Source organism: Streptomyces sp. NPDC058289, from assembly GCF_042880975.1.
Classification (GTDB): Bacteria; Actinomycetota; Actinomycetes; order Streptomycetales; family Streptomycetaceae; genus Streptomyces; species Streptomyces stoeckheimensis.
Genome location: NZ_JBHVYI010000077.1, coordinates 27224 through 41838, shown reverse-complemented (window position 1 = coordinate 41838; position 14615 = coordinate 27224). Strand labels below are relative to the sequence as shown.

The following is a 14615-nucleotide window of genomic DNA, read 5'->3' as shown; positions in this document are numbered from 1 at the left end:
GGGCTCCGCCCCAGACCCCGCGCCTCAAACGCCGGCGAGGCTGGATGTGGCGCCGGCGAGGCTGGATTCGGCGAAGCGGACGCGGCCGCCGATTTCCACGGTGCCGTCCGGGGCGGGGGCCGTGAGGATCTGGGAGCCGGCGCCCTGGGTGATGTTCAGGGCGCGGTTCAGTTCGGCCGTCAGTACGATCGCCGCCGACCCGGTGGCCTCGTCCTCGGTGATCGCCCCGTCGGGGCGGCGGGGGAAGCCGCGGGCCCGGACGCGGCCCGCGGCCTCGTCCTCCCAAGCCCAGGCGTACAACCAGCCTTCGCCCGGGGGCGGGCCGGGCAGCGCCTCGACCGCGGCGGCGTCCGCGTACTGCTCGATGCGCTTGCCCTCGACCCACTCGGGGCGGGCGGTGATCCAGGTGAACTCCCCGTCGTCGCGCGCCCATACGGCGCCCGCCGGGGGCTGTAGCTCCTCGATGTCGAGCAGCCACGCGACTCCGACCAACGGGTGCCCGGCGAAGGACATCCGGGTGCCGGGGGTCCGGATGTCGACGATCCCGCGCTCGGGATCGTCGACGAACACCGTCTCGCTGTAGCCGAGTTCCGCGGCCAGCGCCTGCCGGGAGGCGTCGTCGGGGCAGGACCGGCCGTCGCGTACGACGCCGAGCAGGTTGCCGTGGCTGCCGTCACCCGCGCAGAAGACCCTCAGGACGTCGAGATCGTTCACGCGGGCATTGAAGCACGGGTCAGTTCTGGGCCGTACGCCGCCTGCGCGCGACGTAGACCGCGCCCGCACCCGCGGCGACGATGAGCGCGGAGGAGCCGAGCAGCGTGCCGGCCGGGATCTCGGCGCCGGTGGCGGCGAGGCCGCCTCCGACCGTGCCGCCGCCTCCGGTGGTACCGGCGCCGCCGGTGCTGCCGCTGCCGCCCGTGCCGGCCGGGCTCGTGGGCAGGACCGCGTCCTTGTGTACGGAGACCGTCAGGTTGACGTCGTCCGCCCGGGTGCCCGCCGGGTACATGGAGCCGGTGGTGTCGTTGGCGAAGGCCGCGGCGCCCTCCGCGGTGAGCGCGGTGCGCACGGCGTTCAGGGTGAGGACGCCGTTCTTTGTCTTGTAGTCGGCCTTCGAGAGGTCGAGCGTGGCGAAGGGGATGTTCGCCTTGACCCCGGCGGCCGTCTTCACGTCCAGGACCAGGGTGCCCTTGGCGCCCTCCGCGGTGATGCGGACGTTGCCGAAGGTCATGTCGATGCCGTGGCCGGCGTACTGGAAGCGGAGGTTGCCGGCGAAGGTGGCGTTCAGCTTCTGCGCCTTGGTGTCGAGGGTGCCCTTGCCTCCGGCGAAGGCGAAGCTGTCGCCGTTCGCGACCGCGCCGTCGGTGGGGGTGACGGTGCCGCCCGCGCGCTGCACGTACTGGCGGAAGGACTCCTTGATGCCCCAGGCCAGTTCGCCGTCGAGGATCTGCTGCGGGCCGCCGGTCGCCGGGGTGCTGGTGGAAGCGGAGGGGGAGGCCGGCTTCGACGGGGAGGGGGACGCCGGGACCGACACGGACGCCGACGGGGGCGGGCTCTGCGAGGGGGACGGGGAGGCGGAGGCCGAGGCGGACGGGGAGGGGCTGTGGAAGGGCGGCGGCGGGAACTCCAGTACGGCGGTCAGCGGGTCGCCCGCCTTGTCCTTGTAGCCGTCCGAACCGAGGAGCTTGGCGGCATCGGCGGTCAACGTGGTGGCCAGGCCGGACATCGACGGCCCGGTGAAGGCGACCTTCGCGAAGCCGACGTCCTTCGTGAGCACGCCGTCCCGGGTGACGTCGACGATCAGCAGCTTCTTGCCGGTGTCGATGCGGAGGTTCGCGAGCTTCACCTCGAAGTGGTGCGCGGCCGACGTGAAGGTGACGCTGCCCTTGAAGGCGGCGGTCACGAGGTGGGTGGCCGGGTCGTACTGGCCGGTGGCCGAGCCGAAGGTGAACCCCTTGGCCGTCTTCTTCGCGCCGTCCGCGACGGTGATCTCGCCCTGGGCGATGGTCGTGACGTAGGTGCGGTAGCTCTCCAGGACGCCCCAGTCGAGGGTGCCGCCGACCACCGGGATCGTCGCGGGGGCGCCCTGCGCGGCGGGGGCCGCCGGTGCGCTGCCCGCGGCGGTGGCGGGCAGGACCAACGCGGTGGCGCCGATCGCCACGGCGGTGGCCACGGCGGCTGCGAGGGCGAGGGGACGGCGGGTCGAGGACATGGCGGGTCTCCTGAACGGGGGTGAAGGAGGCGGAGGGGGTGCGGTGCGGGGCCCTGCGGGCTGCGAGGGCAGGGCGAAGCCGAGCCCCGGCGATACGGGGCCCCGCGTGACCCTGCGGGGCTTGCGGGTGGAGGCGGTACGGGGCTTGCGGCCCGGGCGAGCCCGGGCGAGCCCGGGGCCCGCACGGCGGGGGTGGCGCGGGGCCCGGCGGGTGCGGGCCGTACGGGGCCCTGCGCAAGGGCCGTGCGGGCGGTACGGGTTCGGGGCGCGGCTCAGCCGCGCGGGGCGGCCCCGTCGGCCCCGGAGGAGCCCGGGGAGTCGGAGGAGTCGGAGGCCCCGGAGGCCGGGGCTTCAGCGCCCGGAGCCGGCGCCGGAGTTCCGGTGTCCTCCGTCGGGTTCCCTTCCTTCCTGCGGTTGCGGAGGGCCAGGAAGACGGCTCCGCCCGCGAGGACGAGGACGGCTACCGCGAGGGCGGCGTACAGGCCGGTGTTCGAGGAGGACGCGTTCGGCTGCGCGGCAGCGGGCGGGGCCGGGGCCGGCGGGGTCTCGGGGGTGGCCGTGGAGCCGAGGTTCGGGAGGGCCGGGAGCTTCGCGGCTCCGTCGAGGGCGACCGCGAGGGAGACGGGGTCCATCTCGGTGCCGACCCCATACCCGGAAAACATGGCCATCGAGTTGAAGGCCTGGGCTCCGCCCTCGGTCAGGGTGGCCGGGGCCTCGGTGAGCGTGGCGAGGCCGCCTTCGGTCGTGAGGCCCTTGGCGTCGAACTCGACGAGCGGGACGGCGGGTTTGGTGTCCGTGCCGGTGGTGACGTCCGCGGACAGCACGCCCTTGCCGTTCTCCACCTTGGCCGTGATCTTCGCGAGCTTCAGGTCGAGGTGGGCCCCGGTGAAGTGCACGGAGCCGGCGAACGCGGCGTCGAGGGTGCCCTTCGCGCCGTCGTAAGCGCCCTTGCCCTGGGGGAAGCGGAACAGCGCTCCGCCGTCCTGGGCGCCGTCGGCGAGCTCCCACTTGCCCTGGCCGATGGAGCCGGAGACGTACTCGCGGAAGGTGCGCCGCACCCCCCAGTCCACGGCGGCGTCGGTGAACTGCCCGGCGGCCTGCGGGGACGGGGAGGCTGCCGGAGTGCTCGGCGAGGGCGCCGGCGAGGCGGGCTGCTCGGCCGCCGCCGCCTTGACGTCCACGGAGAGCGAGACCGGGTCGAGCTGCGCGCCGGCCGCGTAGTAGCCGGCGAAGGCCTTGGCGCCCTGGTCGGTGAGGGTGGCCGGGACGTTGGTGAGGGCGACGGGGCTGCCGCCGCCCTTCATGTTCACTCCGCCCAGGCCCAGCTTGGCGAAGGGCACTTGGGAGGCTGTGGTGACCGCTCCGCCCTCCTTGGCCTTGCTGGAGACGTCCACGTAGAGGGTGCCGCTACCGCCGCTGATCTTGACGGTGGGGCGGCTGACGCTCATGTCCAGCTCGTACGTGCCGTCCGCCTTCTGGTGGCCCTGGAAGGTGACGCCGCCGCTGAAGGAGGCCTCCAGGGAGCCGCTGTCCGGGTCGTAGGAGCCGCTGGCGGAGTGGAAGCGGAACAGGCTGCCGCCGGCCGTCGCGGCTCCGCCCTTCAGCTTGAACCCGCCTTTTGCCACCGGCCCGGTGACGTAACTCTGGAAGGAGGATTTGATGCCCCAGTCGAGTCGCCCGCCCTCCACGGTGCGGCCCGCGGCCTGGGCGGCGGGCGCCGGGAGCAGGACGGCCCCCAGGGCCGCCAGGGTCGCCAACAGGGCGACGGCGGACGCACGGACGGGTCTAGCGGACATGAATGTCCCCTCCAGGGTCTAGCAAGCTAGGTTAGGCTAACCTAAGCTACATTCGGCCGGGTGTGAAACCCCCTGGCACCCGGAACCCCGAACCGGGCCCCCAACTCCCAGCCACCAACTCCCAGTCGGACGATCAGGACGGTGCCTTCGTGCCTACGCCCGCCGCGTCAACCCGCATGTCCCGCTTCGCCGTCGCCCTGACCTGCGTGGTCCTGGCACTCGGCGTGAGCGCCTGCGGAGGTACGGCCGCCCGCTCCCCCGCCACCGGAGCCGGAGCCGGAGCCCCGGCCCTCCCGGACCGGGTGGAACCGCTCGCCCAGGCGCCCGTGCCCGCGCTTCCGGCGACCGTGGCCTCGGCGGACGGCGTCCAGGTCACCGTCACCTCGGCGGACCGCGTGATCCCGCTGACGGGCGGCCTCAGCGAGATCGTGTACACCCTCGGACTGGGCCCCAAGGTCGTCGCCAAGGACATCACCGCCACCTTCGAACAGGCGGCGGAGCTCCCGGTGGTGACGCGGGGCCACGAGGTCTCCGCCGAGAGCGTGCTGTCGCTGCGTCCGACCCTGGTGCTGGCCGAGACCACCTCCGGCCCCGCCGAGGCGATCCGGCAGATCCGCGACGCGGGCATCCCGCTGCTGGTGGTGGCCCCGGCCAAGTCCCTCGCCGACGTGGCGAAGCGGACCGACGCGGTCGCCGCCGCGCTCGGCGTCAAGGAGGCCGGTGCGCAGCTCAACCAGCGCACCGCCGACCGCATCGCCGCCGCCCGCACGACCCTGCCCGCCTCGGGCAAGAAGCCGCGCGTGGCCTTCCTCTACCTGCGCGGCACCGCCTCCGTGTACCTGATGGGCGGCTCCGACTCCGGCGCCGGTTCCCTGCTGGAGGCGGCCGGCGCGCTGGACACGGGTCCGGAGTCCGGGCTCGGCAAGGACTTCACCCCGATCACCAGCGAGGCCCTGGCAGCCGCCGCGCCCGATGCCATCCTCGTCATGTCCAAGGGCCTGGAGTCCGTGGGCGGCGTGGACGGGCTGGTGAAGATCCCGGGCGTGGCCCAGACCCCGGCGGGAATGGACCGGCGGGTGGTCACCGTCGACGACGGGGTCCTGCTCAACTACGGCCCGCGCACCGACCAGGTCCTGACCTCCCTCATCACCCAGCTCTACGGCAAGGCCTCCTGACGTGCCCCTCTCCTACGAAGCCCCCGGGACGCCGCCCGGAGCGGACCCCCTTCCCGCTCCCGAGCGGGCGGCGCCCCGGGCCGACCCCACCGCCGCTAGCGCACCGCCCCGGCGGCGGTGGGGTTCCGCCTGGCTCACCGGCGGACTCGTCGCCGTCCTCGTGCTCCTCGCGCTGGTCTCCGCCGGAGTGGGCGCCTACGAGATCCCGCTCGGGGAGGTGATCGGGTCGGTGCAGCACCGCCTCGGCCTCGGGGGCGCCGCCCTCGACCGGGTCGGGGAGAGCGTGCTGTGGAACGTACGGCTGCCGCGCGTGGTGCTCGCCCTGCTCGTCGGTGCCGCTCTCGGCTGCGCCGGGGCGCTGATGCAGGGGGTGTTCGGCAATCCGCTCGCCGAGCCCGGGGTCATCGGGATCTCGGCGGGCGCGGCCGTCGGCGCGGTCGCCGCGATCGGGCTGGGACTGACCTTCTTCGGCAACTGGACCGTCACCGCCTGCGCGTTCGTCGCGGGGCTGGTCACCGTCGGCGCCGTCTACCTGCTGTCCCGCAACGGCGGGAAGACCGAGATCGTCACCCTCATCCTGACCGGCATCGCCGTCAACGCCTTCGCGGGCGCACTGATCGGCCTGTTCGTCTTCTTCGCGGACAGCGGCCAGGTCAACCAGATCACCTTCTGGCAGCTCGGCTCCCTCGCCCAGGCCACCTGGCCCAAGGTGCTGGCCGTACTCCCCTGCGCCCTCGCCGGACTGCTGGTCGCCCCCTTCTACGCGGGCAGGCTGGACCTGCTGTCCCTCGGCGAGCGTCCCGCCCGCCACCTCGGCGTCGACGTGGAGCGGCTGCGCCTCGCGCTGATCCTGGTCGTCGCGCTGCTCACCGCGGCGGCCGTCGCCGTAGCGGGGATCATCACCTTCGTCGGGCTGCTCGTTCCGCACCTGCTGCGCATGGCGAACGGTCCGGGCCACCGCTTCCTGGTGCCGGGCAGCGCGCTCGCCGGAGCCGTGGTGCTGGTCGCCGGGGACCTGGCCGCCCGGACCCTCGCCCAGCCCGCCGAGCTGCCGCTCGGCGTGCTGACCGCCCTGCTCGGCAGCCCGTTCTTCTTCTGGCTGTTGCGCCGCACCCGCCGCAAGCAAGGAGGCTGGGCATGAGCGTCCGGCAGCGTTCCGGCCTCGCCGCACTCCGCCTCCGCCTCCGCCTCCGCCTCCGCAGGAACAAGCGCACCGTTCCCGCCCGGCCGGCCCCCGGCGCGCCGCTCGCCGAGGTCACGGACCTGCGCGTACGGCTCGGTGGGCGCGAGGTGCTCGCCGGGCTCGGGCTGACCGTGCGGGCCGGGGAGGTGCTGGCCCTGGTCGGGCCGAACGGCGCGGGCAAGTCCACCCTGCTGGCGGCCCTGTCCGGGGACCTGCCGGCCACCTCCGGGGAGGTGCGGCTCGACGGGCGCCCGGTGGCCGGCTGGCCGGCCCCCGAGCTGGCCCTGCGCCGGGCGGTGCTCCCCCAATCGGCCGAACTGGCCTTCCCCTTTCCCGTGGAGGACGTCGTACGGATGGGCCGCGCCCCCTGGGCGGGCACCGGGCCGGCCGACCGCGACGAGGAGGCGGTGGCCGCCGCCATGGCCGCCACCGAGGTGACGGGCTTCGCGGCCCGCCCGTTCTCGGGACTCTCCGGCGGCGAGCGGGCCCGGGTCGCGCTGGCCCGCGTACTGGCCCAGGGGGCCCCGCTGCTGCTGCTCGACGAACCGACGGCGGCCCTGGACCTGCGCCACCAGGAGCTGGTGCTGCGGATCTGCCGGGAACGGGCGGCGGCCGGCGACGGGGTCGTGGTGGTCCTGCACGACCTGGGCCTGGCGGCGGCGTACGCGGACCGGGTCGCCGTCCTGCACGACGGCCGGATCGCGGTGGACGGCCCGCCCGCGGAGGTGTTCGAGGACGGGCTGCTGAGCCGGGTCTACCGCCAGCCGGTGGAGGTGCTCCCGCACCCGCGCACCGGGGCGCCGCTGGTGGTGCCCGTACGGGACGGCGGGCCGGAGCAGCCCGGAGGAAAGCATTCCGCAGTACGGAGCGGTCACTGGGCTTGACCTCCGCTTGACCGGGCCTTGGGGCCGGCGTGGGGCGCCCGTGACGGCCCCGTGTCCGGTGCCGGAAGGTGTGGGCTGAATCACTGGACGTGCGGGTATGGGTCAGGTAAGCCTCGGTTAAGTTAGGTCCGCCTCACCGGCTGCCCCCACCCGATCGGGGCGGTCGTCTGCCGAACGCCAGACTGCCAGGAGCCCCCTATGCGCCCCGTCCGCCTCACCGTCGTCACCGCGGCCGCCGTCGTGGCCGCCCTCACCGCGGTCACCGGCTGCTCCGAGAAGAGCGACGCGTCCGGCGACGGCACCATCAAGGTGGCGGCTTCCGACTCCGCGTGCGAGGTCTCCGCGAAGGAGTTCCCCGCGGGCAAGGTCGCCATCGAGGTCGAGAACAAGGGCTCCAAGGTCACCGAGCTCTACATCCTCTTCCCCGACGACCGCATCGTCGCCGAGCGCGAGAACATCGGCCCCGGCACCAAGGCCACCATCACCGCCGAGCTCAAGGCGGGCGACTACGAGATCGCCTGCAAGCCCGGCATGAAGGGCGACGGCATCCGCCAGAGCGTCAAGGCCACCGGCTCGGGCGCCGCCGTGAAGCGCAGCCCCGAGGCCGACGCCGCGGTCGCCGCGTACCGCAAGTACGTGCAGGAGCAGGCCGACGAGACCATCCCCAAGGCGCAGGCCTTCGCGGACGCGATCAAGGCCGGCGACGTCGAGGCCGCGAAGAAGGCGTACGCCCCCTCGCGCATCGGCTGGGAGCGCACCGAGCCGGTCGCCGAGTCCTTCGGCGACATCGACCCGAAGGTCGACGTCCGCGAGGACGGCCTGGAGGCGGGCCAGGACCCGGAGAAGGACTGGACCGGCTGGCACAAGCTGGAGAAGTCCCTCTTCGAGGGCAACAAGATCGACGACGCGGACAAGAAGCTCGCCGAGACCCTGATGGCCGACCTGGCCGTGTGGCAGAAGAAGGTCGGCGAGGCGGAGATCACCCCCACCTCGATGGCGAACGGCGCCAAGGAGCTCCTCGACGAGGTCGCCACCGGCAAGGTGACGGGTGAGGAAGAGCGCTACAGCCACACCGACCTGGTCGACTTCAAGGCCAACGTCGAGGGCGCGGAGAAGGCGTACGAGCTGCTCAAGCCGGTCACCTCGAAGACGGACCCCGCGCTCACCGCCGAGCTGGACAAGCAGTTCGCCGCGCTGAACAACCTGCTGGAGAAGTACCGCCCGAACAAGGCCGCGTACGAGTTCACCTCGTACGACAAGGTCGGCGAGGCCGAGCGCAAGGAGCTCTCCGACGGCGTCAACGCGCTGGCCGAGCCGCTCTCGAAGCTCGCCGCCGCGGTCGCGAAGTAACTCCGGAACAGCAGAGCAGGCGGGAGAACCTCACATGAGCGAGTCGGTGTCCGGGCAGGAGTCGGCGCAGGACGACGCGCACGGCACGCCCGAAGGCGCTCCGGAGCAGACGGGTGCGGGCTCGGGTGCGCCCTCGCGCCGGGCCGTACTCGGCTGGGGCGGCGCGGGCCTCGCGCTCGGCGCGGCGGCGGCCGGCGGTACGGCCATCGCCCTGAACTCGGGCCCCGACATGGTCTCGGCGGCCTCGGCCGGCGCGGCCGTGCCGTTCCACGGTGAGCACCAGGCCGGCATCGCCAGTGCCGTCCAGGACCGCCTGCACTTCGCGGCCTTCGACGTGAAGACGAAGGACCGCGGCGAGCTGATCCAGCTCCTGAAGGACTGGACCGAGGCGGCCCGGCTGATGACGGCCGGTCAGCCGGTCGGCGAGGGCGGCTACGGCGGCCTCCCGGAGGCCCCGCCGGACGACACGGGCGAGGCGCTGGGTCTGAAGGCCTCCCGCCTCACCCTGACCATCGGTTTCGGACCGGGCCTGTTCGCCAAGGGCCGCTTCGGCCTGGAGGGCAAGCGCCCCGGCGCCCTGATCGACCTGGAGCTCTTCCCCGGCGACAACCTCGACCCGGCCCGCTCCGGCGGCGACCTGTGCGTGCAGGCCTGCGCCGACGACCCGCAGGTCGCGGTGCACGCCATCCGCCAGCTCGCCCGCATCGGCTTCGGCAAGACGGCGGTGCGCTGGTCGCAGCTGGGCTTCGGCAAGACCTCGTCGACCACGCCCGACGAGCAGACCCCGCGCAACATGATGGGCTTCAAGGACGGCACCCGGAACATCTCGGGCACCGACAAGGCCGCCCTGGCAAAGCACGTGTGGGTCGGCGCCGGCGACGGCAGCGACTGGCTGACCGGTGGCTCGTACCTCGTGGCGCGCCGGATCCGGATGAACATCGAGACGTGGGACCGCACGCCCCTGGGCGAGCAGGAGGACATCTTCGGCCGCGACAAGGGCGAGGGTGCCCCCGTGGGCAAGTCCAAGGAGCGCGACGAGCCCTTCCTGAAGGCGATGAAGCCGGAGGCGCACGTCCGCCTCGCGCACCCGGACACCAACAACGGTGCGACGATCCTGCGCCGCGGCTACTCCTTCACCGACGGCACGGACGGACTGGGCCGGCTCGACGCGGGCCTGTTCTTCCTCGCCTACCAGCGCGACGTGCGCACGGGCTTCGTGCCGATCCAGCGCAACCTGGCGAAGTCCGACGTCCTCAACGAATACATCCAGCACGTGGGTTCGGCCGTCTTCGCCGTCCCGCCGGGCGTCCGCGACAAGGACGACTGGTGGGGCCGGACGCTGTTCGCGTAAGGGACCGGGAGAACCGAAGTGTTCAGCAACTATCTGATCGGGCTGCGCGAGGGGCTGGAAGCCAGCCTCGTCGTCTGCATCCTCATCGCCTACCTGGTCAAGACCGGGAACAAGGACAAGCTGGCGCCGCTCTGGCTGGGCGTCGGCCTGGCCGCCGCCCTGTCCCTGGCCTTCGGCGCGGGCCTCGAATTCGGCACGCAGGAACTGACCTTCAAGGCACAGGAGGCGATCGGCGGCACCCTGTCGATCGTCGCGGTCGGTCTGGTCACCTGGATGGTCTTCTGGATGAAGCGCACCGCGCGGCACCTGAAGGCGGAGCTCCACGGCAAGCTCGACGCGGCGCTCGCGATGGGCACCGGCGCCCTGGTGGCGACGGCGTTCCTGGCCGTCGGCCGGGAGGGCCTGGAGACCTCGCTGTTCGTGTGGCGCTCGGTGCACGCGGCCGGTGACGGCGCGGCCCCGCTGATCGGCGTGCTGCTCGGCATCGGGTCGTCGATCCTCCTGGGCTGGCTGTTCTACCGGGGCGCGCTGAAGATCAACCTGTCGAAGTTCTTCACGTGGACCGGCGCCATGCTGGTCGTGGTCGCCGCGGGCGTGCTCGCGTACGGCGTCCACGACCTCCAGGAGGCCGACTTCCTGCCGGGGCTGACCAACAAGGCCTTCGACATCAGCTCGGCGATCCCGCCGGACAGCTGGTACGGGACCCTGCTCAAGGGCACCCTCAACTTCCAGCCGGACCCGACCGTGCTCCAGGTCATCGTGTGGGCCCTGTACCTGGTCCCGGTGCTCGCCCTGTTCCTGGCGCCGTCGCTGGTCAAGGGCACCAAGCCGGCGTCCAAGTCGGAGCAGTCGGAGCCGAGCAGCTCCTGACTCACCACAGCCTGTCGATCGTCCCCGGGTAGAGGGGGACGCGAATGCCGGTGAAGGCCGCGCGGACCCGGTCCGCGCGGCCTTCGTCGTCCGCGGCGCCGGCGCCCCGGGCGAAGAACGCCCCCAGCACCGTCTTGTCGAGGCCCGGGGCGTCCGTGGCGAGGGGGTCCGCCGGGGTGCCGCCGACCAGGACCGTGCCGGGCAGCACCTCGAAACCGGCCGCCTCGTAGAACGGGACCAGCTCCGGGTCGCAGCTGAACAGCGCCAGGTCCACCCCCGGATCGGCGGCGAGCAGGGCGCGGGCGGCCGCCACCAGCCGTCCTCCGTACCCGCGGCCCCGTACGTCGGCCCGGGTGACCACGCCGCTCAACCCGGCCGCGTGGTACGTACGCCCGTCCGCGAGCCGGACCGGCTTGTGCAGCAACGCCAGGCAGGCGGCCACCCGTCCGTCGGCGTCCAGGAGCAGGACCGCGCGCGGGGCGAGCGCCGGGTCGTGCCCGGGGGACGACCCGGGCCACGCCTGCGCCTCCAGTCCCGCCACCTGCTCGGCGAGCCCGGAGGGCAGGGCGTCGTATGTCCCGATCCGCACTACGGGATCAGCGCCCCCGCGCCGCCCACCCGGACCCGGGAGTCGCCGGATCGGAGCTCGACCGTCAGGACGCCGGGGCGGCCCATGTCCTCGCCCTGGTGGAGGGTCAGGACGGCGTCGGCCGGGACGAGGCCGAGCTCGCGCGCGTACGCCCCGAAGGCGGCCGCGGCCGCGCCGGTCGCCGGGTCCTCGACGACGCCGCCGACGGGGAACGGGTTCCGTACGTGGAACTCGGCCGGGCCCGCCCGGTGCACGAGCTGCACGGTGGTGAGGTCGAGGCGGCGCATCAGCGCCTCCAGCCGGTCGAAGTCGTACGCGAGGTCCGCGAGCCGGGCTCGGGTGGCGGCGCCGAGCACCAGGTGGCGGGCGCCGGCGTAGGCGATCCGCGGCGGGAACGCCGGGTCCAGGTCGGCGGCCGGCCAGTCGAGCGCCGCCAGGGCCTCGGCCAGGTCGGCCGGGTCCAGGTCCTCGGTGTGCGGCTCGACGCTGGTCAGGGTGGCGCGCAGGCCGCCGCCCTCGCGGGTCACCGACACCGGCACGGTGCCCGCCCGGGTCGCGAAGACCAGCTCGCCCGGGCCGATCCGCTCGCCCAGCGCCACGGCGGTGGCCACGGTGGCGTGCCCGCAGAAGGGGACCTCCGCCTTGGGGCTGAAGTAGCGCACGGTGAAGGCCCGGCCTTCCTCGCCGCCCAGGCCCTCGGGCGGGGCGGTGAGGAAGGCCGTCTCGCTGTAACCCAGGTCGGCGGCGATCTTCAGCATGGCGGCCTCGTCGAGGCCGCCGGCGTCGACGACGACGCCGGCGGGGTTGCCGCCGGCCGGGTCGTCGGAGAAGGCCGTGTAGCGCAGTACTTCGTTCGTCATGACCGGCTCAACCCCCGATCCGTGAAGATCATTCCCGGGATCCGGGAAGGGTCAGCCGCGTCCGATGTACGGCATCGCCGTCGCCATCACCGTCGCGAACTGCACGTTCGCCCCGAGCGGGAGCTCCGCCATGTGCAGCACGGTGCGCGCCACGTCGGCCGCGTCCATGACGGGCTCCACCGCGAGCTGTCCGTTGGCCTGCATGATCCCAGTCTGCATCCGCTCGGTCATCTCGGTGGCCGCGTTGCCGATGTCGATCTGCCCGCACGCGATCCCGTACGGGCGTCCGTCCAGCGACAGGGACTTCGTCAGGCCGGTCATGGCGTGCTTGGTCGCGGTGTACGCGATCGAGTTCGGCCGGGGCACGTGCGCGGAGATGGAGCCGTTGTTGATGATGCGGCCGCCCTGCGGGTCCTGGGCCTTCATCACCCGGAAGGCCGCCTGCGCGCAGAGGAAGGAACCGGTGAGGTTGACGTCGACCACCGAGCGCCAGGCCTCGTAGGAGATGTCCTCCAGCGGGACTCCGGCCGGGCCGAAGGTGCCGGCGTTGTTGAAGAGCAGGTCGACCCGCCCGTAGCGCTCGCGCACGGTCTCGAACAGCGCCGCCACGTCGTCCGGGTCGCTCACGTCGGCCGGGACGCACAGCACCTCGGCGTCCGGGTGGGCGGCCCTGGCGGCCTCGGCGGTCTCTTCCAGCGGCCCGCTCCTGCGGCCGGCCACCGCCACCGCCCATCCGGCGGCGGCGAGGGTGAGGGCCACGGAACGGCCGATCCCGGATCCGGCTCCGGTCACTACGGCGACCTGCTTCAAACGTGCGTTCATGGGGCCGCAGGCTACGTCACATGGGCGGCCCGTCCCGGAACGTTCCGATTGCTGAGAGCATGGGGCGGCAGGGGTGCTGAGAAATGACGATAAGACTGGAGTGTCCGCATGCCGGAGAGAGGCCCCGCGCCCGCGCCCTCGAAGACCGCGCCCTCGAAGGACGAGTCGCCCTCGAACCCCTCCCCCACCCTCGCCGCACCCCTGACGGCCGCCCGCCGGACGGGACTGCTCGTCACCTTCATCCTCGGCGGGCTCACCGCACTGCCCCCGCTGTCCATGGACATGTACCTGCCGGCCCTGCCGACGGTGACCACGGTCCTGAACAGCCCGGCCGCGACCGTCCAGCTCACCCTCACCGCCTGCCTCGCCGGCATGGCCCTCGGCCAGCTGGTGATCGGCCCGATGAGCGACAAATGGGGCCGTCGGCGCCCCTTGCTCATCGGCATGGTCGTCTACGTCCTCGCCACCGCCATCTGCGCCTTCGCCCCGACCGTCGAGCTGCTGATCGCCTTCCGGTTGCTCCAGGGCCTGGCCGGCGCGGCCGCGATCGTGATCGCGCGGGCCGTCGTACGCGATCTGTACGACGGGGTCGAGATGGCCCGGTTCTTCTCCACCCTGATGCTCATATCCGGCGTGGCCCCGATCATCGCCCCGCTCATCGGCGGCCAGGTGCTGCGCTTCGCCGACTGGCGCGGGGTGTTCGTCGTCCTCACCGTCGTGGGGGCCCTCCTGACCCTGCTGGTCTGGCGGAAGCTCGACGAGACCCTGCCGCCCGAGCGGCGCCAGACCGGCGGCGTCGGCGCCGCGCTGCGGACCATGCGCGGGCTGTTCGCCGACCGGGTCTTCGCCGGCTACACGCTGGCCGGCGGCTTCGCCTTCGCGGCGCTGTTCGCGTACATCTCCGCCTCGCCGTTCGTCGTGCAGGAGATCTACGGTGCTTCGGCCCAGACCTTCAGCCTGCTGTTCGGCGTCAACTCCCTCGGCCTGATCGCGGTGGGCCAGATCAACGGCAAGCTGCTCGTCGGCCGGGTCAGCCTGGACAAGGTCCTGGGGTACGGGCTCGCGGTCATCACGGCGGCCTCGGTCGCCCTGCTCCTCATGACCGCCGGGGTCTTCGGCGAGGTCGGGCTCTTCGCGATCTGCGCCGGGCTGTTCGTCCTGATGTCCGCGATGGGCCTGGTGCTGCCGAACACCAACGCGCAGGCCCTGATGCGCGCCCCGCACGCGGCCGGCTCGGCCTCCGCCCTGCTCGGCACCTCCTCCTTCCTGGTCGGGGCCGTGGCCTCCCCGCTGGTCGGCATCGCGGGCGAGGACACGGCGGTACCGATGGCCCTGGTCCAGGCGACCTGCTCCTTCCTGGCGGTCTTCTGCTTCGTCGTCCTGTGCCGGCCCTGGCGCGGCGGCCGACCGACGGCGACGTTGACGGCAGCGGCAGCGGCGACGGCAGCGCCGACGACGACGACCTGACCGGCCGGGGCCGGGCCCGGGGGGGGTGGGGGGGGGGGCGGCCGGCGGGGCGGCCTAGA

General features: G+C 73.3%; 13 protein-coding genes. 7 read left to right on the top strand and 6 right to left on the bottom strand.

The window, feature by feature from the left end; genetic code table 11:
• Positions 1-24 precede the first annotated feature (24 nt).
• The 3 genes from ACFVX6_RS30745 to ACFVX6_RS30735 form a co-directional block, all read right to left on the bottom strand.
• Positions 25-714, bottom strand: a complete 690-nt coding sequence (locus ACFVX6_RS30745; protein WP_389696987.1) for a PhzF family phenazine biosynthesis protein — start codon at positions 712-714, stop codon at positions 25-27.
• Positions 715-733: 19 nt separating this feature from the next.
• Entirely contained in the window at positions 734-2209 is a 1476-nt protein-coding gene (locus tag ACFVX6_RS30740) for an HtaA domain-containing protein (protein WP_389696985.1), read from the bottom strand.
• Positions 2210-2481: 272 nt separating this feature from the next.
• Complete coding sequence (locus tag ACFVX6_RS30735; protein WP_389696983.1) at positions 2482-4005, bottom strand: HtaA domain-containing protein; 1524 nt, start codon at positions 4003-4005, stop codon at positions 2482-2484.
• A gap of 176 nt (positions 4006-4181) precedes the next feature.
• On the opposite strand from ACFVX6_RS30735, the gene ACFVX6_RS30730 reads away from it, so the two are divergent.
• The 6 genes from ACFVX6_RS30730 (at position 4182) to efeU (ending at position 10818) form a co-directional block, all read left to right on the top strand.
• Positions 4182-5180: a hemin ABC transporter substrate-binding protein gene (locus ACFVX6_RS30730; RefSeq protein WP_389696995.1), complete on the top strand. Its 999-nt coding sequence runs from the start codon at positions 4182-4184 to the stop codon at positions 5178-5180.
• A gap of 1 nt (position 5181) precedes the next feature.
• Positions 5182-6321: a FecCD family ABC transporter permease gene (locus ACFVX6_RS30725; RefSeq protein ID WP_389696981.1), complete on the top strand. Its 1140-nt coding sequence runs from the start codon at positions 5182-5184 to the stop codon at positions 6319-6321.
• A complete protein-coding gene (locus tag ACFVX6_RS30720) occupies positions 6318-7247 on the top strand; it encodes a heme ABC transporter ATP-binding protein (RefSeq protein WP_389696979.1) in 930 nt (309 codons plus the stop codon). The genes ACFVX6_RS30725 and ACFVX6_RS30720 overlap by 4 nt, the downstream gene beginning before the upstream one ends.
• A gap of 198 nt (positions 7248-7445) precedes the next feature.
• Positions 7446-8597, top strand: coding sequence for an iron uptake system protein EfeO (efeO, locus tag ACFVX6_RS30715; RefSeq protein WP_389696977.1), 1152 nt, complete (start codon positions 7446-7448; stop codon positions 8595-8597).
• 34 nt (positions 8598-8631) lie between these two features.
• Positions 8632-9948: an iron uptake transporter deferrochelatase/peroxidase subunit gene (efeB, locus tag ACFVX6_RS30710; protein ID WP_389696975.1), complete on the top strand. Its 1317-nt coding sequence runs from the start codon at positions 8632-8634 to the stop codon at positions 9946-9948.
• 18 nt (positions 9949-9966) lie between these two features.
• Positions 9967-10818, top strand: a complete 852-nt coding sequence (efeU, locus tag ACFVX6_RS30705; protein WP_389696973.1) for an iron uptake transporter permease EfeU — start codon at positions 9967-9969, stop codon at positions 10816-10818.
• A gap of 1 nt (position 10819) precedes the next feature.
• On the opposite strand, the gene ACFVX6_RS30700 is transcribed toward efeU, so the two are convergent.
• From ACFVX6_RS30700 to ACFVX6_RS30690, 3 genes are read right to left on the bottom strand one after another with little or no spacing between them, the layout of a single operon-like run.
• The gene (locus ACFVX6_RS30700) at positions 10820-11407 is read right to left on the bottom strand and encodes a GNAT family N-acetyltransferase (protein ID WP_389696971.1); all 588 of its coding nucleotides are present in this window, start codon (positions 11405-11407) and stop codon (positions 10820-10822) included.
• Positions 11407-12267, bottom strand: coding sequence for a PhzF family phenazine biosynthesis protein (locus tag ACFVX6_RS30695; RefSeq protein WP_389696969.1), 861 nt, complete (start codon positions 12265-12267; stop codon positions 11407-11409). The genes ACFVX6_RS30700 and ACFVX6_RS30695 overlap by 1 nt, the downstream gene beginning before the upstream one ends.
• A gap of 51 nt (positions 12268-12318) precedes the next feature.
• Positions 12319-13089 carry an SDR family oxidoreductase gene (locus ACFVX6_RS30690; protein WP_389696967.1) on the bottom strand — a complete coding sequence of 257 codons (771 nt, stop codon included), beginning with the start codon at positions 13087-13089 and terminating at the stop codon, positions 12319-12321.
• A 108-nt stretch (positions 13090-13197) separates the two neighbouring features.
• Between ACFVX6_RS30690 and ACFVX6_RS30685 the strand changes: the two genes are divergently transcribed.
• A complete protein-coding gene (locus tag ACFVX6_RS30685) occupies positions 13198-14556 on the top strand; it encodes a Bcr/CflA family multidrug efflux MFS transporter (RefSeq protein WP_389696965.1) in 1359 nt (452 codons plus the stop codon).
• Positions 14557-14615 lie beyond the last annotated feature (59 nt).